This window comes from Devosia sp. FKR38, assembly GCF_005222805.1.
In the GTDB taxonomy this organism is placed as follows: Bacteria; Pseudomonadota; Alphaproteobacteria; order Rhizobiales; family Devosiaceae; genus Devosia.
The window spans coordinates 327779-346434 of the sequence record NZ_STGC01000002.1 but is presented as its reverse complement, the minus strand read 5'-3'; the positions used below and the strand labels follow the sequence as shown (position 1 = coordinate 346434).

The 18656-nt window shown below is 63.6% G+C and carries 22 protein-coding genes; 13 read left to right on the top strand and 9 right to left on the bottom strand.

Features of this window, described 5'->3' with window-relative positions; genetic code table 11:
* Positions 1-6 precede the first annotated feature (6 nt).
* Positions 7-1062: a sn-glycerol-3-phosphate ABC transporter ATP-binding protein UgpC gene (gene ugpC / locus E8M79_RS01610; RefSeq protein WP_137150183.1), complete on the top strand. Its 1056-nt coding sequence runs from the start codon at positions 7-9 to the stop codon at positions 1060-1062.
* Positions 1063-1174: 112 nt separating this feature from the next.
* Here ugpC and E8M79_RS01605 read toward each other — a convergent pair whose 3' ends face one another.
* Complete coding sequence (locus E8M79_RS01605) at positions 1175-1546, bottom strand: integration host factor subunit alpha (RefSeq protein ID WP_137150182.1); 372 nt, start codon at positions 1544-1546, stop codon at positions 1175-1177.
* 180 nt (positions 1547-1726) lie between these two features.
* On the opposite strand from E8M79_RS01605, the gene rirA reads away from it, so the two are divergent.
* Both rirA and E8M79_RS01595 read left to right on the top strand, forming a co-directional pair.
* Positions 1727-2188, top strand: coding sequence for an iron-responsive transcriptional regulator RirA (gene rirA / locus E8M79_RS01600; RefSeq protein WP_137150181.1), 462 nt, complete (start codon positions 1727-1729; stop codon positions 2186-2188).
* A gap of 279 nt (positions 2189-2467) precedes the next feature.
* Positions 2468-4282 (top strand): ATP-binding cassette domain-containing protein, encoded by a 1815-nt coding sequence (locus tag E8M79_RS01595; RefSeq protein WP_137150180.1) that lies wholly within the window; start codon positions 2468-2470, stop codon positions 4280-4282.
* A 12-nt stretch (positions 4283-4294) separates the two neighbouring features.
* Here E8M79_RS01595 and E8M79_RS01590 read toward each other — a convergent pair whose 3' ends face one another.
* Entirely contained in the window at positions 4295-5341 is a 1047-nt protein-coding gene (locus E8M79_RS01590) for a LacI family transcriptional regulator (protein WP_248304858.1), read from the bottom strand.
* 53 nt (positions 5342-5394) lie between these two features.
* On the opposite strand from E8M79_RS01590, the gene E8M79_RS01585 reads away from it, so the two are divergent.
* Together E8M79_RS01585 and E8M79_RS01580 are read left to right on the top strand one after the other, a co-directional pair.
* On the top strand, positions 5395-5742 hold the full coding sequence (locus E8M79_RS01585; RefSeq protein WP_137150178.1) for a hypothetical protein: 348 nt from the start codon (positions 5395-5397) through the stop codon (positions 5740-5742).
* A gap of 113 nt (positions 5743-5855) precedes the next feature.
* Positions 5856-6077, top strand: coding sequence for a hypothetical protein (locus E8M79_RS01580; protein WP_137150177.1), 222 nt, complete (start codon positions 5856-5858; stop codon positions 6075-6077).
* A 44-nt stretch (positions 6078-6121) separates the two neighbouring features.
* Here E8M79_RS01580 and E8M79_RS01575 read toward each other — a convergent pair whose 3' ends face one another.
* The 5 genes from E8M79_RS01575 to E8M79_RS01560 form a co-directional block, all read right to left on the bottom strand.
* Positions 6122-6325, bottom strand: a complete 204-nt coding sequence (locus E8M79_RS01575) for a hypothetical protein (protein WP_137150176.1) — start codon at positions 6323-6325, stop codon at positions 6122-6124.
* On the bottom strand, positions 6312-6461 hold the full coding sequence (locus E8M79_RS18290) for a hypothetical protein (RefSeq protein WP_171015662.1): 150 nt from the start codon (positions 6459-6461) through the stop codon (positions 6312-6314). The genes E8M79_RS01575 and E8M79_RS18290 overlap by 14 nt, the downstream gene beginning before the upstream one ends.
* A gap of 63 nt (positions 6462-6524) precedes the next feature.
* Complete coding sequence (phnN, locus tag E8M79_RS01570; RefSeq protein WP_137150175.1) at positions 6525-7091, bottom strand: phosphonate metabolism protein/1,5-bisphosphokinase (PRPP-forming) PhnN; 567 nt, start codon at positions 7089-7091, stop codon at positions 6525-6527.
* Between the two features lie 3 nt (positions 7092-7094).
* A complete protein-coding gene (locus tag E8M79_RS01565) occupies positions 7095-8225 on the bottom strand; it encodes an alpha-D-ribose 1-methylphosphonate 5-triphosphate diphosphatase (protein ID WP_137150174.1) in 1131 nt (376 codons plus the stop codon).
* Positions 8222-8914 carry a DUF1045 domain-containing protein gene (locus tag E8M79_RS01560; RefSeq protein ID WP_137150173.1) on the bottom strand — a complete coding sequence of 231 codons (693 nt, stop codon included), beginning with the start codon at positions 8912-8914 and terminating at the stop codon, positions 8222-8224. The genes E8M79_RS01565 and E8M79_RS01560 overlap by 4 nt, the downstream gene beginning before the upstream one ends.
* A 135-nt stretch (positions 8915-9049) precedes the next feature.
* Between E8M79_RS01560 and E8M79_RS01555 the strand changes: the two genes are divergently transcribed.
* The 3 genes from E8M79_RS01555 to E8M79_RS01545 all read left to right on the top strand — a co-directional run bounded on the left by E8M79_RS01555 (position 9050) and on the right by E8M79_RS01545 (position 11696).
* Positions 9050-10279: a glycerate kinase gene (locus E8M79_RS01555; RefSeq protein WP_248304894.1), complete on the top strand. Its 1230-nt coding sequence runs from the start codon at positions 9050-9052 to the stop codon at positions 10277-10279.
* Between the two features lie 58 nt (positions 10280-10337).
* A complete protein-coding gene (locus E8M79_RS01550; RefSeq protein WP_137150171.1) occupies positions 10338-10685 on the top strand; it encodes a VOC family protein in 348 nt (115 codons plus the stop codon).
* Positions 10686-10757: 72 nt separating this feature from the next.
* A complete protein-coding gene (locus tag E8M79_RS01545) occupies positions 10758-11696 on the top strand; it encodes a Gfo/Idh/MocA family oxidoreductase (protein ID WP_137150170.1) in 939 nt (312 codons plus the stop codon).
* An 86-nt stretch (positions 11697-11782) separates the two neighbouring features.
* Here E8M79_RS01545 and E8M79_RS01540 read toward each other — a convergent pair whose 3' ends face one another.
* A complete protein-coding gene (locus tag E8M79_RS01540) occupies positions 11783-12721 on the bottom strand; it encodes an aldo/keto reductase (protein ID WP_137150169.1) in 939 nt (312 codons plus the stop codon).
* A gap of 52 nt (positions 12722-12773) precedes the next feature.
* A complete protein-coding gene (locus E8M79_RS01535) occupies positions 12774-13148 on the bottom strand; it encodes a VOC family protein (RefSeq protein ID WP_248304857.1) in 375 nt (124 codons plus the stop codon).
* Between the two features lie 247 nt (positions 13149-13395).
* Here E8M79_RS01535 and E8M79_RS01530 point away from each other — a divergent pair, with 247 nt between their 5' ends.
* The 5 genes from E8M79_RS01530 to E8M79_RS01510 are packed head-to-tail and all read left to right on the top strand — an operon-like array spanning position 13396 to position 18632.
* Entirely contained in the window at positions 13396-14988 is a 1593-nt protein-coding gene (locus tag E8M79_RS01530) for an ABC transporter substrate-binding protein (RefSeq protein ID WP_137150167.1), read from the top strand.
* Positions 14989-15039: 51 nt separating this feature from the next.
* Complete coding sequence (locus tag E8M79_RS01525; protein ID WP_137150166.1) at positions 15040-16053, top strand: ABC transporter permease subunit; 1014 nt, start codon at positions 15040-15042, stop codon at positions 16051-16053.
* Positions 16050-16952, top strand: coding sequence for an ABC transporter permease subunit (locus E8M79_RS01520; protein WP_137150165.1), 903 nt, complete (start codon positions 16050-16052; stop codon positions 16950-16952). Before E8M79_RS01525 ends, E8M79_RS01520 begins: the two co-directional genes overlap by 4 nt.
* A 4-nt stretch (positions 16953-16956) precedes the next feature.
* Positions 16957-17805, top strand: a complete 849-nt coding sequence (locus E8M79_RS01515) for an ABC transporter ATP-binding protein (protein ID WP_137150164.1) — start codon at positions 16957-16959, stop codon at positions 17803-17805.
* The gene (locus E8M79_RS01510; protein ID WP_137150163.1) at positions 17802-18632 is read left to right on the top strand and encodes a dipeptide ABC transporter ATP-binding protein; all 831 of its coding nucleotides are present in this window, start codon (positions 17802-17804) and stop codon (positions 18630-18632) included. The genes E8M79_RS01515 and E8M79_RS01510 overlap by 4 nt, the downstream gene beginning before the upstream one ends.
* Positions 18633-18656: the final 24 nt, after the last annotated feature.

The following is an 18656-nucleotide window of genomic DNA, read 5'->3' as shown; positions in this document are numbered from 1 at the left end:
TCTGCTATGGCTGATGTGTCCCTGCGCGGTATCCGCAAATCCTACGGCAGTGTCGAGGTGGTCCATGGCGTCGACCTCGACATCAAATCGGGCGAGTTCGTCGTCTTCGTCGGGCCCTCGGGCTGCGGCAAGTCCACACTGCTGCGCATGATCGCCGGGCTTGAGCCGATCAGCGGCGGCGACATCTCGATCGGGGGCGTGCTGGTCAATGACGTGCCCTCGCCCAAGCGTGGCATTGCCATGGTGTTCCAATCCTATGCGCTTTATCCGCATATGACGGTCTACGACAATATGGCCTTCGGCCTCAAACTGGCCAAGACGCCGCGGGCGGAGGTGGATCAGCGCGTGCGGGCAGCGGCGCGCATCCTGCAGATTGAGGACTATCTCGAACGCATGCCCAAGGCGCTCTCGGGCGGCCAGCGTCAGCGCGTGGCTATCGGCCGAGCCATCGTGCGCGACCCCAAGGTGTTCCTGTTCGATGAGCCGCTGAGCAATCTGGACGCCTCCCTGCGCGCCCAGACTCGCATCGAGATCGCCAAGCTGCACGATACGCTCGACGCCACCATGATCTATGTGACCCATGATCAGGTCGAGGCCATGACCCTCGCCGACCGCATCGTGGTGCTCAACGCCGGGCGGATCGAGCAGGTCGGCAGCCCGCTCGAGCTCTATTCAAACCCGGTCAATATCTTCGTGGCCGGCTTCATCGCCAGCCAGCGCATGAACTTTACTGCGGTCGAGCAGCATGCTGGCGGCCTGCGCCTGCCTGGCGGCAAGCTGCTCTCCATTGCCCATGGGCAATTGTCCAAGGCGCGGACCCTGGGCGTGCGCCCCGAGCATCTGCACCTGGCCACACCCGAGACCGCGCATTTCTCTGGCACGCTGTCGGTGATCGAGCAGTTCGGCGAATATGCCCTGGCCTATGTCGAGCTGCCAGGCGGCGAGATGATCACCGTCAAGCTCGATGGTGCGCCCGACCTCAAGCTGCATGACACCATCCATATCGGTCTGCCCGACCATGGCGTGCATCTGTTTGATGAGACTGGTCGCGCCCTGCGCTGACCGGAGGCAGTCAGGACTGTCTATTGGCGCAACGGTGGCCCGGCTGCAGCCGGGTCGCAGGTCGCAAGAGGGCGCTTGACCTGGCCGCGCCGGCCTGGCGCGAGCCTACGTCCTAGCTATCGACGCTTTCCTTGGCCTTCGCCTTGGCGTCAGCCGGGGGCAGCTCAACGGCATCGAGCGTTTCGCGCAGCTGCGCGCTTGGCGTGAACACCACCGTCTGGCGCGGCGATATCTTGTGCTCTTCGCCCGTGCGGGGGTTGCGGCCAAGACGCTCGGCGCGCTTGCGCACCTGAAACGACCCGAATGCCGTCAATTTGACATTCTCGCCGTCCATGAGAGCAGCCGCCATGTGAGCGAACATGCTGTCCACAAACGGCGCGATGTCGGCTTTGTGCAGCCCTGTCCTCCGCGCTGCCGCTTCCGCGAGCATGGCCCGCGTGATTGTCTTACTCAACGTCGATAATCTCCCTTTCCTTAAATCCATTAGCAGAATTTAAGGTCCTGTCCAGAGGCAACGCGGGCCCTTTAAATATGAATGACCCCATCATGTTTCGTTGACATAGCTTAGAATGGTTATAATATACGGCCAGCGCATCGATCTGGATCGCTGTGCTGTCCTTGCCGTCATCGGGCCGTCCGGGTGGCGCCTGCTAAGAGGTTCAATGTGCGTCTGACCCGTCAGTCCAACTATGCAATCCGCACCCTTGTGTACTGCGCCGTAAATGAACCGGACCTGAGCCGGGTGGCCGACGTGGCTAAGGCCTACAACATTTCCGAGCTCTTCCTGTTCAAGCTGATCAAGCCATTGGTTGAAGCGGGCCTGCTGGCCACCGTGCGCGGTCGCCATGGCGGCATTCGTCTGGGCAAGAAGGCCGAAGACATCACCCTGCTCGATATCATTCGCCTCACCGAAGAGAGTTTCGCGCTGGCCGAATGCTTCGAAGAGGGCTCCGAATGCCCGCTGGTGGGGGAATGCGACCTCAATGGCGCGCTGCGCGAGGCACTTGGAGCCTTCTTCGAGGTTCTGGCCGGCTATACAGTCGCCGATCTCGCCAGCAAGAAACGCTCCATCCGCGATCGCCTGGGCCTGACCGCTATCGAGGCTGTCTCGGTGCCCCTGCACTGAGGCTGACGCGAGATACATCCGTCAAACAAATATGAGTTTGACAATCATATTTAGGCGTGCTCTAGTCTGAGCCATCGGGCGCATGCGTCTGGACCCATTAGGTCCACCCCTGACGCCGCCCGACGAGCGGGGCTTGCTGCTGCCGTCTCCCCAGGCCGGTCCGGGTCCTCAACGCCTTGGCCGGCCTTTCCTTGTCTGGCCATTGCCTGGCTCCGCAAGCGGGCGTTTGGACCGCGAACCAGCTTCCCTTTGGGCGCCGGCTATGCTCTATCCGCGGACATGGCTGCAGCACCCCTTCTTTCGCTTCAAAACATCCAGTTGACCTTCGGCGGCACCCGCCTGCTCGAGGCCGCTGAACTCATCGTTTCCCCCGGGCAGCGCATCGCCCTGGTGGGGCGCAACGGCTCGGGCAAATCGACCTTGCTCAAGATCGCCTCCGGCGAGGTCGGCCACGACGCCGGCCAGCGCTTTGTCGAGCCCAGCGCTACTCTGCGCTATCTGCCGCAGGAGCCAGATCTCAGCGCCTATGCGACCACGCTCGAATACGTCGAAGCGGGCCTGGGGCCGGGCGACGACGAGTACCGCGCGCAATATCTGCTGAGCTCGCTGGGCCTCAATGGCACCGAAAATCCGCGCACCCTGTCGGGCGGCGAGGGGCGCCGCGCCGCGTTGGCGCGCGTTCTGGCGCCCAAGCCCGATATCCTGCTGCTTGACGAACCGACCAACCATCTCGACCTGCCGGTGATCGAATGGTTGCAGTCCGAACTCGATTCCATGCGCTCGGCCATGGTGCTGATCAGCCACGATCGGCGCTTCCTCAGCGACCTCACCCGCTCCACTGTCTGGCTCGATCGCGGCCTGACCCGGCGCCTCGACAAGGGCTTCGGCGATTTCGAGGCCTGGCGCGACCAGGTGCTGGAAGAAGAAGAGCGCGACCGCCACAAGCTCGATCGCCAGATCGTGCGCGAAGAGCATTGGGTGCGTTATGGCGTCACCGCCCGGCGTAAGCGCAATGTCGGCCGCATGGAGCGGCTGGCCGGCCTGCGTCAGGATCGGCGCGAACAGCGCAAGGTGACCGGCGCGGTCAATATGCAGGCCACCGAGGGCCGCACCTCCGGTGCGCTGGTGGTCGAAGCCGAGAACATCACCAAGGTCTATGGCGACCGCACCATCGTGGGCGATTTCTCCACCCGCGTGCTGCGCGGCGACCGCATCGGCATTGTCGGCCCCAATGGCGCCGGCAAGACCACGCTGATCAAGATGCTCACCGGCATGCTCAAGCCCGATAGCGGCACCATCAAGCTCGGCTCGGCCCTCGAACTGGCCATGCTCGACCAGGGCCGCGCCAAGCTTGATCCGGAAACCCGGCTGCGCGATGCGCTGACCGGCGGCGGTTCAGACACGCTGCAGATCAACGGCCAGCCCAAGCATGTCGTGGGCTATATGAAGGATTTCCTGTTCACCGCTGAGCAGGCCAATACCCCCATCGGCAAGCTCTCTGGCGGCGAACGGGCCCGCGTGGCCCTGGCGCGCCTCCTGTCGCTGCCGTCCAACTTCCTGGTGCTCGACGAGCCCACCAATGATTTGGATCTCGAAACCCTCGACCTGCTTGAGGAAATGGTCAGCGACTATGCCGGCACCGTGGTGGTCGTCAGCCATGACCGTGATTTCCTCGATCGTGTCGCCACCTCGGTGATCATCGCCGAGGGCGATGGCAACTGGACCGAATATGCCGGCGGCTATTCCGACATGGTGATCCAGCGCGGTGAGGGCGTGCAGGCGCGCTCCGCCGCCAAGGTGCATCGCCCAGGCAAGACTGCCATGGCCCCCATTGCGGCCACGCCGTCGCCAGCCAAGCGCAAGATGAGCTTCAAGGAAAAGCACGCGCTCGAAACCCTGCCCGCCCAGATCGAAAAGCTCGAGGCGGAAATCCAGGCCATCAACACCGCGCTGGCCAAGCCGGACTTCTATACCCGTGACCCCCGCGGCTTCGCCGAAAAATCCCAGGAACTGCTCGCCGCCGAGGCCAAGCGCGCCGCCGCAGAAGAGCAGTGGATGGAGCTGGAAATCCTGCGCGAGGAAATCGAGGGCTGAGGCCGTCCTTGACTAGTCGGCCCAGGTAAAGACCGGCTGGGCCAGCGCGCGCAGATCGCCCGTATCCCCGGAAATGCGCCGCAGCAGCAGCGAGCCCAGGGTCCGGCCGGATTCGGTGAAATCCTCGAACACCGTTTCGGCGCCACTCTGGAACTGGGCGAACAATTGCGTGGCCTGCTTGGTCACCACATGCACATCGCCGCCCACCTTGTGCCCGGCCTCACCGATGCCACTGATCACTGCGAGCGCCGACACTTCCGAGGCACACACCCAGCCATCGGGACCATCGGGCCGCCTGCTGCGCTTGATCACGTAATTGCGGATCGCATCGTTCGCGCTGCTCAGATTGACGTCGGCGGCAAATTCATAGGCGATACCCACTTCCTGGGCCGCCCGGGCAATGCCGGCCTTGAGATGCTCGGTATAGGTCAGGGCGCTGTCGGGCAGCACGATCGACACCCGGCGGCAGCCCTTGGCAGCCAGCCGCAGCGTAGCGCCATAGGCATAGGCTTCATTGTCGAAATCCACCGATGGATGCGCCTCGGGCCAGCGGCTGCGCCCATGGGTGACGAAGGGAAAATCATTCTCGATCAGGAAACGGATGCGCTCGTCAAAGCTTTCGGCCTTCGAGAAGATGACGCCATCGGCCATGCGGTTGCGCACGATATGCTTGATGGGTTCCATCGGCTCGACATTGCGGAACAAGGGCATGATCACCAGGTGATAGGCCGTGCCACGCAGCGCCTCGGTCAGCCCACTCACGATCGATGAGCCAAAGCCATAGATCTGCTCATCGGGCTCGAGCACCATCGCGATCACATTGGTCCGCCCGGTCTTGAGCCGCAGGGCCGCGCGATCAGGCAGATAGCCGATTTCAGCGGCGATCTTCTGCACCCGGTCGCGCGTTTCCTGCGCCAGTTCGGGCGCATTGTTGAGCGCACGCGAAATGGTGGTCACCGCAAAGCCGGTCATCTGCGCAATGGTCTTGAGCGTCGGTTTGCCGGACGGCTTGGCACCGCGCTTGGCCTTGTTAATTTTCGGCAGTTCGTCGTCCGGCACCACTGATACCTCTCGCATCGCCCGAGAATGGCGATCACGTTTACGCAGATGACATGACCAGATTGTCCGGCACAGTTCAAGCGCGCCGCACCCTATGGCACAAATCGGACGGCGCCGGCCAGAATGCGACAAACTGGTGTTCTGCGACGAAAGTCGAGCAGGCTTTTTTGTCTTTTCTGCAATCTGTGGTTTGCCGCACCCTAGCTTTCAACGGCAAACGCGCCTATCTTGCCCTTGCATCGTCACATGGCGATGCAGTGTACGTGCCAACCACCCGCAGGAAAGGATTGAAGATGAATACATCCCATTGCTTCACCATCCATGCCGGTCATGCGCTCGTACGCACCCAGATGCGCGGCGTAAAACGCTGGCAAGGGACCTGTCGCTGCAAACGAATGTGATCCGTCACACCTTCGTCTCACAACTTCGATAGACCCCCAGCGTTGTCGGCCCGGATGGAGCAGGTGTTGCTCATTCGATTCCCCGTCACGACGCGCAAGTGGAGCATCCACCCATGCTGGAACGTAATCTCGATCGGGCCAAGGCCCACAAGCCCATTGTCATAGAAGTCGCCGGGGAGCCGCTTGGCGTCGTGGTTCCGCACGGCCAGGGCTACCGCTTTCTCGCCGTCAAGCTGCCGGCCTTTGCCATCGATGGCCAGGAATTCGCCTCGGTCGAACTGGCCCATGTGGCCGTGTCGCAGGCTGTCCGCGACGGGCTGTCGCCCGCCGCCTGAAACCAAACGGTGCTGGCGCGTCGCGCGCACCAGCACCGTGTTATCTAGTCATCATTGGTGGCGTTGAGCTCGTTGGGGCGCTTGCCTTCATCGATACGCTCGGGCGCATCGAGCGCAGCTTCGACGGCCGTGGCAATCGCCTCGATGTCAAACCCGGTGGCGCCGGCATCGGCCTGACGCGCCAGCTCAGCGGTTATGGCCGCAGCGATAACGGCGCGCCGCGATGTGTCGCGGTCAGCCGTTGCCATCGATCGAGATCCCATTGCTGTCCACCTTCACTTCAATGCCCGGTTGGGCCTGCTGTTGCTGGTAGCTGTAGATGCCAAAGCCAACCACCGCGATCAGCAAGATGGCGATGACGGCGTAAAGTCCATTGCGGCTCATGCGAGCTCCTGTTCCTCAACAAAGCACTATCGATCAATGGCTCTATTGGGACGCAAAGCGTGTCTATTCTTGGGCGGCGATGGCGCGCAGGGCCATGACAAAGGCAGTCACGCCAATTGCCAGCGATCCGGAATTGTCAATGATCACCGGATCCACCCCGCTGGGCACCGCTGCCGTCTCGCGCGCAAGGCGCGAGGTCACCTGGTCGCGGCTCTCGCGGCCCCTGGCAATCAGCCGCTCGGCGCGCAGCGAGATTTCGGCCGTCACCATGACCACCGCGCAGGCGGGGTATTTCGCCATCGCCTCTGCGACCACATGGCGTGACACGCTCGCCACCACTGTCTTGCCCAGGGCAATGTCGGTTTCCACGCTGATCGGCAGGCCATAGCGCAGATTGTGCGCGTCCCAGGTGAGGCAAAAGCGTCCGGCTGCTTCGGCGCGCGCAAAGTCTTCGGGGGGCAGGGGATCATGCTCGTCCAGGTCGATATCGGCCGGGCGGGTCACCACCCGACGCACGAAGACGAACCGTTTGTCATTATCCAGGGCTCGGCTGGCGCCATCGATCAGCGTGTCCTTGCCAACCCCCGAGGGACCAACGACCAGGACCAGAGAACCGAGCGGTCGCGCCATATATCAGCTTACCCTTTTGCCTTGCCGCCAGACGCTGCGCACCACGGGAAGATCGCCTACCATGCTGACGCGCACAAGGTCTGCGCGCTTGCCCAGTGCAATTTCTCCGCGGTCGGTGAGCCCGGCTGCTTTGGCTGGGTTGAGCGTGACCTTGGCCACAGCCTCGGGCAGCCCCAGTCCGTCCACCTGCCGAGGCAGCACAAAGGCCGCCTGCAGCAGGGCAAAGGGGACATAGTCCGAACTCAGAATGTCCAACAGTCCCGCCCGCACCAGATCGGTCGCGGCGATATTGCCCGAGTGCGAGCGGCCACGCACCACATTTGGCGCGCCCATCAGAATCGCCAGCCCGCCGTCATGGGCGGCAGCGGCAGCTTCCAGCGTCGTTGGGAATTCCGAGATCGCCACGCCATCGGCAATGGCTTCTTCGGCATGGGCCAGCGTCGCGTCGTCATGGCTGGCCAAAGCCAGACCCAGTTCGCGCGCCCGCTTGACGATATGGCTGCGGTGCGGCGCCGAATAGCGGGCATGGTCGGCTAGCCGGTCGGCGATGTAGCGATCAAGCTCCTCGGGCGTGCGCCCGATGCTGTAGAAACGCTTATAGGCCTCCAGCGTGCGGAACTGCCGCTGGCCGGGCGTATGATCCATCATCGAGGCCAGCCGCGTTTGCGGATGGCTGGCATGAGCCTCGAACTGCACGATCACATCGTGGCTGGGCAGTTCGCAGCGCAAATGCACCAGATGTTCAGCACGCAGCCAGCCGTCGCGGCCGGCCGTGGCAATCGCCGAGGTCAGCTTTTCGACATGGCTGCCCATCTCGGGCATGTCGGTATCCGAACCCACGCGCACCGAATCGAACACTGTGGTGATGCCCGATCCGGCCACCTGCACGTCATGGGCATGCAGCGCCGCCAGCGGATCCCAGAACACGCCGGGTCGCGGGCGATAGTGGTTTTCGAGGTGATCGGTGTGCAGTTCGATCAGGCCGGGGATGAGGAAATCACCCTCCATGTCCTCGCCCACCTGGCTGACGCCGGTGTCGATGGCCGCGATCAGCCCTTCTGCAACAGAAAGGCTGCCGTCCACCACCCGGTCGGCCAGCACCAGCCGGGCGTTGCGCAGCGCCTGAGCCGTCATTCGGCGGCCCCCAGCTTGAAATCGGCAATGCGGCGGAACGGTTGGCCGGCATCAGGCTCGTGGAACAGGCTCAGACGATCGAGCACCAGTTCGTCCTCCAGCACCGGCTTGAACCAGGTGGCGGCGGCCCGGCCGATCTCGGCCGCATCGGCTTCGCCCAGCCGGTCGGTCAGCGTCATGTGGAAGCGGAATTCCTCGAACACATAAGGGTAGCCATAGGCGTCGAGCAGTTCCACCTGCCGCTCGCTGAGGCCACGGCTGGCCCGGGCGGCGCGATCCTTGACGCTCATAGGCGCCCGGAAGCTGTCAAATTCCTCGACCACATAGGCGGCGAAATCCTGCAGCGCCTCATTGGGCTCCACCAGCAGCGCCAGGAAGCCGCCCAGCGATTCCAGCTTGGGCCGGCCCAGGGCGACCGGCTGGTGCTGCACGGCAAAGCTGGCCAGCGCCGTGCGCAGATCGGCTTCCGTCGCGCCATCCACCAGCGCCATCGGCGCCTTGATGGTGGCATGAAAGCCATAACGATTGGCCGATTGGGTGAGGTTGAGCAAGCGGTCGCGGTCAATGCCGGCCACTGGACCACTCAGGATCTCGTCATTGGCGGCGTCGCGGCCCAGCCAGGTGGCGGCACGCTCCCAAAGATTGCTCGTTGCGGACGGGGCGTAGTAAATCGCGAATCGTTCGGTCATCGGAACTCCTTGCCCTGCCGCTATTGGGCTAGTGTGTCAGGGGTTTGACACTGACGGCGCCCCTGATGCTGGCTATCGTCACCCGCGGCGAATCGCAAGGCGAGAGAGACAATGGACACTAGCCTGCTCGAGCAGATGTTCCACACCGCAGTGGCCCAGGCGCAGCCGGCGCTGGCTGTCAGCCAGAATCTGCCCGAGCGCCCGCGTGGCCGCACCGTGGTGATCGGCGCCGGCAAGGCCTCGGCGCAGATGGCCCGCGCCTTTGAGCTGGCCTGGGATGGCCCCATCACCGGACTGGTGGTCACCCGCTATGGCTATGCCGAGCCCTGCGAGCGCATCGAGATCGTCGAAGCGGCCCATCCCGTGCCCGATGAGGCTGGCTTTCTGGCCGCCCGCCGCATTATGGAGACCGTGTCCGGGCTGAGCCACGATGATCTGGTGGTGGCACTGATCTCGGGTGGCGGCTCGGCCCTGCTGCCTGCGCCGGCCCCCGGCCTGTCGCTGGACGATGAGCAGGCCATCAACCGCGCGCTGCTCGCCTCTGGCGCGCCCATCGGCGTGATGAACCTGGTGCGCAACCAGTTCTCCGCCATCAAGGGCGGGCGCCTCGCCGCCCGCTGCCGCCCGGCGCGGGTGGCCACCCTGGTGGTCTCGGACGTGCCCGGCGACGATCCGGCGTTGGTGGCCTCCGGCCCCACCATTCCGCTTGGCGGCAATCGCTCGCTGGCGCGCAAATATGTCAGCCTCTATCGGATCGCGCTGCCGCCTCATGCCCAGGCCCTTCTGGCCGGCGAAGACAATCTGGCGCCCACCACCGGCGACCTCACGTTTGCCCACAACAGCGTGCGCACCATTGCTTCGGCCGCCCTCTCGCTTGAGGCCGCGGCAGAGCTGGCGCGTCGGCACGGCGTCGAGGCCGCCATTCTGTCCGATTCCATCGAGGGCGAGTCCCGCGACGTGGCCCAGGTGCATGCGGCCATGGCCCGCGAGATCGCCGCGCGCAACCGCCCCTTCGCCAAGCCCGTGGTGCTGCTCTCGGGTGGCGAGACCACAGTGACGCTGCGCGGCAAGGGCAGGGGCGGGCGCAATGCCGAGTTCCTTCTGGCCCTGGCCATTGCCATCGACGGCGTGCCCGGCATCACCGCCCTGGCTGCCGACACCGACGGCATCGATGGTTCGCAGGACAATGCCGGCGCCATGGTGGATGGCACCACCGCCACGCGCCTGCGCCATGCCGGTGTCGATCCCCTGGCGGCGCTGGCCAATAACGACGCCTATGGCGCCTTCCAGGCCATTGGCGACCTGCTGATGACTGGTCCGACGGGCACCAATGTCAACGACTTCCGGGCGATCCTGATCCGCTAGTCAAACGAGGCGTCTTGGCATAGCCTTGCTATACGCCGCGTTTCAGAGGAGTGACGCCATGGTCAGGATCACCGGAATTGGCGGCGTATTTTTCCGGGCGCGCGACACTGACGCACTCGGGCAATGGTATGAGCAGCATCTGGGCATTCCCGGCTTCTGGAGCCAGGACGCCGGCATGACGGTCTTTGCACCATTCAAGGCCGACACCAGCTATTTTCCCGCCGACCGGCAATGGATGATCAATCTGCGCGTCGATGATCTCGATGGCCTCCTGGCGACGCTGCGTGCCGCCGGCATTACCGTCGAGACCCGGCCTGACGAATGGGACACGCCGGAGACCGGTCGTTTCGCCCGCATCCAGGACCCCGAGGGCAATCCCATCGAGCTCTGGCAGCCGCCAAAATAATCATACAAATCCACTTGGCAGAGTGGGGGCGCGTCTGTTCTATACGCCCGACTTTTCCTGAGGAGCCGGAGCATGGCCAAACGCAAGATCGCCGTTATCGGTGTGGGCAAGATCGCGCAGGATCAGCACCTGCCGGTGATTGATCAATCCGAGGATTTTGAGCTGGCCGCGACGGTCTCGACGCGCGGCGTGGGTCACCATGGCGTGCCGGTGTTCAAGACCCCCGGCGAACTCTTCGCCGCCATGCCGGAAATCTCTCTGGTCTCGATCTGCACCCCGCCCGGCATTCGCCATCAATATGTCCGCGAGGCGCTCGACGCCGGCAAGGATGTGATGATGGAAAAGCCGCCAACCACCACCATTTCCGAGCTCGACGATCTCGTCGCCCATGCCGACCGACTGGGCCGCGTGCTCTATCAGACCTGGCACAGCCAGTATAACGCCGCCGTCGACCGCACCAAGGCGATCCTGGCCGAACAGGGCGTGGTCTCGGCTCGCATCGACTGGCGCGAAAGCGTGCGCAAATGGCATCCGGGCCAGGATTGGGTCTGGGAGCCCGGTGGCTTTGGCGTCTGCGATCCGGGTATCAATGCCCTCTCCATCTTCACCAAGGTCATGCCCTTCCCGGCCTTTGTCAGCGCCAGCAAGCTGACGTTCCCGGCCAATCGGCAGACCCCGATCGATGTCGAGATCACCTTCAAGTCCGGCCAGCCGCATCAGCCGGTGATGTCGGCCGGCTTCAACTGGCTCGAAGAGAGCGGCGAGATCTGGACCATCCGCTTTGAGACCGGCACCGGCGATGTGCTGCGGCTCGAAGGCGGCGGCCGCAGCCTGCGTATCAATGACGAGCTGGTGCTGCAGCATGGCGATGCGGAATATGCCGCCATGTATGACCATTTCGCCGACCTGCTCGACGCTGGCCGCAGCGACGTCGATGCCGCCCCGCTCCGCCTGATGAGCGACGTCTTCCTGATGGGCGCCCGCGTCAACGGCCCAGATTTCGAGTGGTAGGCTGCAGCCGGCAGGACCGGCTGACACCATTACATGCAAAGGCCCCGGGACGCGTCCCGGGGCCTTTGTCTTGGCGGCTATATCGACTAGCGACCGGCGTCGGTCAGCGTCTGGATTTCTGCGGCGCTGAGCTTGAGCCGCACGCCGCGCGCCAGGCTTTTCACCTGTTCCACCGAGGTCGCCGAAGCGATCGGGGCGGTGACGCCCGGCTGGGCGACCAGCCAGGCCAGCGACACTTCTGCCGGGGTGGCATCATGCGCCTTGGCCACGCCGTCGAGCGCGGCCAGGATGGCCTTGCCCTTGGCATCGAGATACTTCGCCATGCCGCCGCCGCGCTGCGATTTGCCGAAATCGGCCTCGCTACGGTATTTGCCAGTCAGGAAGCCGGAGGCGAGACTGTAGTAGACCACGGTGCCCATCTCCTGGGCGATCACCGTGTCGCGCAGCGCGTCAAATTCGGCGCGGTCATAGAGATTGTAGCGCGGCTGCAGCACTTCATAGCGCGGCAGCGATTTGACGATCGCCGTCTCCTGCGCTGCCTTGACCATGTCTGCGGTATAGTTCGAGGCGCCCAGCACCCGCACCTTGCCGGCCCGGACCATCGGGTCGTAAGCAGCCAGCGTCTCTTCGTGGCTGGTCTTGGGGTCCGGCCAATGGCTGAAATAGACGTCGACATAATCGGTCTGGAGCCGCGCCAGGGAGTCTGCAAACCCCTGGGCCACCGGCCCGGCCGCCAGGCCACCCGGCTCATTGGCCGAATTGACCTTGGTGAAGATATGGACGGCATCGCGGTTGCCGCGCGCCTTCATCCACTTGCCGATAATGGTCTCGCTCATCCCGGGCGGATTGCCCGGCACCCAATTGGGATAGCCCTGGGCGGTGTCGATGGCGGTAAAGCCCTCCTCGACAAAGGCGTCCAGAATGGCAAAACCCTGTTCCTCGTTGACCGTCCAGCCGAAGACATTGCCTCCCAGCACCAGCGGTTCGATGACAAGTTCACTGCGTCCGATCGGGCGGCGGTCCATGCAAGCTCTCCATTGTTGCTGTTTCAGCCAAGGCTAGACACCTGATCTGGTGCTATTGTGGCCGCGGTTCAATCAGGTCCCAAAGATTGCCGTAGAGATCTTCAAACACCGCCACCGTGCCATAGGGTTCGTGGCGCGGATCCTCGCGGAACACCACGCCCCGCGCCAGCATGCCGGCGTGTTCGGTTGCGAAATCATCGGTCTCGATAAAGCCCATCACCCGGCCGCCCGTCTGGTCGCCGACGGCAGCCATTTGCGCTGGTCCATCGGCGCGGGCCAGCAGCAGCCGTGTGCCGCCGCCGTCGCGCGGACCGACCAGCACCCAGCGCTTGCCGCTGCCCATATCGGTGTCGGCCAATAGGGCAAAGCCCAGCTGGTCACGGTAAAATACGATCGCCGCATCATAATCGGCGACCACAAGGGTCATTGTTGCGATAGTTTTTGCCATAGGGCCAAGGGAGCACCAGCCGCACACCTGTGGTCAAGGGGCTCGATGTGGGCGACCGTACGGATAAACTCAATTCCGTCCAATCCTGTGGAAGAGGGCTTTGACTGTCATCCAATTGACCAAATGGTCAAACTCCCCCATTGCACTCCCCCGGATTCTAGGCTTTGTTGACCGCCAAGCCCGGATGGCAAACCGGTGCGCAAAGATCTTTCGGGAGACAACAATCATGAAATTGATGAAAAGCCTGCTGGCGGCAACCGCCATCATCGCGCTCGCAGTCGGTGCTGCCCAGGCCAAGCAGTTGATCTACTGCTCGGAAGCGTCGCCCAAGCATTTCGATCCGGCCATGGCGACCGGCGGCAATGACTTCGACGCGTCTGCTCGCACGATCTACAACCGCCTGGTTGAGTTCAAGCACGGCGAAACCGCCATTGAACCCGGTCTGGCTGACAGCTGGGAAATTTCCGCGGACGGTCTGGAATACACCTTCCACCTGCATCCGGGCACCAAGTTCCACACCACCGACTATTTCACGCCCACCCGTGACCTGAACGCCGACGACGTGGTGTTCTCCTTCGAGCGCCAGTTCAAGGCAGACAACCCGTTCAATGCCTATTTGGCTGACAGCCAGTATGAATACTACGAAGCCATGGCCATGCCGTCCTACATCAAGGAAGTGGTCAAGGTTGACGATCTGACGGTCAAGATCGTGCTCAATTCGCCCAACTCGCCCATGCTGGCCAACCTGGGCATGGACTTCGCGTCCATCGTCTCCAAGGAATATGCCGACAAGCTGCAGGCCGAAGGCAAGGCTGCCGATTTCGCTGCCAAGCCGATCGGCACCGGCCCGTTCCAGTATGTCGACTATCAGCTGGATTCGGTCATCCGCTACGCCGCTTTCCCGGACTACTTCAAGGGCAAGGTTGCGCTCGACGACCTGATCTTCGCCATCACGCCCGACACCACCGCGCGCACCCAGCGCCTGCTGGCTGGCGAATGCGACATCATGAGCTACCCCAATCCGACCGATATCGCCTCGCTCAAGGACAATCCGGATCTGGTTGTGCTCGATCAGGCTGGCCTGAACATCGGCTACATGAGCTACAACACCACCGTTGCGCCCACCGATGACGTGGAAGTGCGCAAGGCGCTCAGCATGGCCATCAACAAGCCTGCGCTGGTCGAGGCCCTGTTCGGTGCCGGCAATGCCGAGCCCGCCAAGAACCTGATCCCGCCCACCATGTGGTCGTACAACGCCGCAACGCCCGAGCAGGAATACAATCCCGAGAAGGCCAAGGAAATCCTGGCTGCCAAGGGTGTGACCGAGATCGAGCTGTGGGCTTCGGACCGCGCGCGTTCCTACAACCCGAGCTTTGCACGGTCCGCTGAAATCATTCAGCAGGATTGGGCTGCCGTTGGCGTCAAGGCCACCATCAACACCGTTGAATGGACGCAGTACCGCATCGACGGCGCCAAGGCCGATCGTCCCGGCGCCTTCCAGATCGGCTGGGGCGGCGACAATGGTGATCCGGACAACTTCTTTGCCGTGCTGTTCGGCGCGGCTGCCATCGGCACCCAGAACTACTCGATCTGGAACAATGCCGAGTTCGAAGACCTGATCAAGCAGGGTGTGCTCGAGACTGATCCGGCCAAGCGCGCCGAGATCTACACCAAGGCTCAGGAAGTCATGACCCGTGAAGAGCCCGCCTTCCTGATGGCGCACTCGACCATCTACATGCCCATGAGCAAGAAGGTCATCGGCTACACCATGGATCCGCTGGCCATGCATCGTTTCGACAACGTCGACGTTGCCGAATAAGCCATGAGGCCTGGCGGCGCCGGTTGATCCGGCGCCGCTGGCCATTGCACCATGCTCAGATACATCATCAACAGACTCGCGTTGGTCATCCCGACGCTGATCGGCATTACCATATGCTCGTTCGGCTTCGTGCGGCTGATCCCCGGCGACCCCATTCTGGCTCTCTCCGGCGAGCGCGGCGTCAGCGCCGAGCGCTACGCGGCCCTGGTCACCAAATATGGTTTCGACCGGCCGATCTGGGAGCAGTATTTCCGCTATATCGGTCAGGTCATCCAGGGTGACTTCGGCGATTCCCTGGCCACCCACCGTCCGGTGATCGAAGAGTTCTTCAAGCTCTTTCCCGCCACGGTCGAGCTGGCGCTGTTTGCGCTAGTCTTTGCCATTGTGCTGGGCATTCCGGCCGGCATCTTTGCCGCCGTCAAGCGCGGCAGCTGGCTCGATCAGGGCCTGATGGGCACCGCCCTTGTCGGCTATTCCATGCCGATTTTCTGGTGGGGCCTGCTGCTGATCATCTTCTTTTCCGGCTATCTCGGCTGGACGCCCGTTTCGGGCCGCATCGGCCTGCAGTTCTTCTTCAAGCCCGTCACCGGCTTCATGCTGATCGACAGTCTGATTGCCGGCAAGCCCGATGGCTTTGTTTCGGCGCTGCGCCATCTGATCCTGCCCACCATCGTGCTGGGCACCATTCCGCTGGCGGTCATCGCCCGGCAGACCCGCTCGGCCATGCTCGAAGTCATGGGCGAGGACTATGTGCGCACCGCCAAGGCCAAGGGCCTGAGCGGGCGGCGCGTGATTGGCCTGCATGCCCTGCGCAATGCGCTGATCCCGGTGGTGACCACGATTGGCCTCCAGATCGGCGTGCTCATGGGCGGCGCCATCCTCACCGAGACCATCTTCTCCTGGCCCGGCATCGGCCGCTGGCTGGTCGATTCCATCTACAAGCGCGACTATGCCGTGGTGCAGAATGGCCTCCTGATCGTGGCCGTAATCGTCATGCTGGTCAATCTGGTGGTCGATCTGCTGTACGCCTTCATCAATCCCAGAATCCGGGTGCAGAAGTCATGACCTCGATCCCCTCCGCTTCGCCACAGGCGCAGCGGCCGGTCTCGGCCCTGCGCGAGTTCTGGCACTACTTCTCGCAGAACCGCGGCGCCGTTATTGGCCTGGTCGTCCTCGGCTTCATGGTGGCCATCGCCATCCTGGCGCCGGTGCTGGCGCCCCATTCGCCCGAACTGCAATATCGCGACGCCCTGCTCAAGCCGCCCGCCTGGGAGGCCGGCGGTTCCTGGACCTATGTGCTGGGCACCGACGCAGTGGGCCGCGACATGCTCTCGCGCCTGATGTATGGCGCCCGCTTCTCGCTGGTCATCGGCGTGGTGGTGGTCACCCTGGCGCTGATCGGCGGCATCACCCTGGGCCTGATCGCGGGCTATTTCCGCGGCTGGGTCGATGTCGTCATCATGCGCATCATGGACATTATCCTGGCCTTCCCCTCGCTGCTGCTGGCGCTGGTGCTGGTGGCCGTGCTGGGGCCGGGCCTGGTCAATGCCATGCTCGCCATCGCCCTGGTGCTGCAGCCGCATTTTGCCCGCCTCGTGCGCGCTGCGGTGATGTCGGAAGCCAATCGCGACTATGTCACCTCCTCGCGCCTGGCCGGCGCCGGCCATGTGCGCCTGATGCTGGTCACCATCCTGCCCAATTGCCTGGCGCCCCTGATCGTCCAGGCGACGCTGAGCTTTTCCGCCGCCATTCTCGAAGCGGCCGCGCTGGGCTTTCTCGGCCTGGGCGCCCAGCCGCCGACGCCCGAATGGGGCACCATGCTGGCCACCGCGCGTGAATTCATCACCCGCGCGCCCTGGGTGGTGACCTTCCCCGGCGTGGCGATCCTCGTCACCGTGCTGGCCATCAATCTGATCGGCGACGGCCTGCGCGACGCCCTCGATCCCAAGCTCAAGAGGAGCTGACCATATGCCCCTGCTTGATATCCGCAATCTGACGGTCGCTTTCGACACCTCCGTTGGCCTGTTCAAGGCCGTGGACGGCATCGATGTCTCGGTCGAAGCCCGCGAAGTGCTGGCCATCGTCGGGGAATCCGGCTCCGGCAAATCGGTGGCCATGCTGGCCGTGATGGGCCTCTTGCCGTCCTCGGCCACGGTCACCGCCGACCGCATGGAGTTCGAAGGCAGAGACCTGCTCACCATGACCCCGGCCGAGCGGCGCCTCATCATAGGCAAGGATATTGCCATGATTTTCCAGGAGCCGGTGGCGAGCCTAAATCCCTGTTTCACCATCGGCTTCCAGATCGAGGAGGTGCTCTCCGAGCATCTGGGCCTGCATGGTCGGGCAGCGCGCGAGCGGGCCATAGAGCTCTTGCGCCTGGTCGGCATCACCGACGGGGCCGAGCGCCTCGGCGCCTTCCCCCACCAGATGAGTGGCGGCCAGTGCCAGCGCGTCATGATTGCCATGGCCATTGCCTGCAATCCCAAGCTGCTGATCGCCGACGAGCCGACCACGGCGCTCGACGTGACCATCCAGAAGCAGATCCTCGATCTCCTGGTGCGGCTCCAGGCCGAGCATGGCATGGGTCTGATCATGATCACCCATGACATGGGCGTGGTTGCTGAGACCGCTGACCGGGTCATCGTGCAGTACAAGGGGCACAAGATGGAGGAGGCCGACGTGCTCTCCCTGTTTGAGAACCCCCGCTCCAATTACACACGCGCCCTGTTGTCGGCCTTGCCCGACAATGCGGTGGGCGACCGTCTGCCCACAGTGTCCGATTTTGTCTTTGAGCCGGCGCCGGGGGCCCAGCCATGAGCGCACCCGTTCTCGAAGTCCGCGATCTCAAACGCGACTATACCAGCTCCGGCGGCCTGTTCCGGGCGCCCAAGGTGGTCCATGCGGTCAAGGGCGTGAACTTCAGCCTGGCTCAGGGCAAGACCTTGGCCGTGGTGGGCGAGAGCGGCTGCGGCAAGTCAACCTTGGCCCGCATGATCACGCTGATCGACGCCCCGACGGCAGGCGAAATCCTGATCGACGGCCAGGCGGTGGATAGCCATCACGTCACCCATGAGATGCGCCAGAAGGTGCAGATCGTGTTCCAGAATCCCTATGGCTCGCTCAATCCACGCCAGAAGATCGGCGATGTGCTGTCCGAGCCGCTGCTGCTCAACACGCGCCTGTCGGCGGCCGAGCGGCGCGAGAAGGCCATGGCCATGCTGGTCAAGGTTGGCCTTGGCGCCGAGCACTTCAATCGCTATCCGCACATGTTCTCGGGCGGCCAGCGCCAGCGCATCGCCATTGCCCGGGCGCTGATGCTCAATCCGCGCTTCCTCGTGCTCGACGAGCCGGTCTCCGCGCTCGATCTCAGCGTGCAGGCCCAGGTGCTCAATCTGCTCAAGGATCTGCAGGACGAGTTTGGCCTCACCTATGTGTTCATCAGCCACGATCTCAGCGTTGTGCGCTACATCGCCGACGAGGTGATGGTGATGTATTACGGCGATGTGGTCGAGCATGGCAGCCGCGATGCGGTGTTTGCCGATCCCCAGCACGCCTATACGCGCACCCTCTTTGCCGCAACGCCCAAGGCCGATGTCGCCAGCATTCGCGCGCGCCTGGCCAAGAAGGCCGCGCTGGCGCAGTAAGTCATCGGCGCTGGCGGGCAGAAC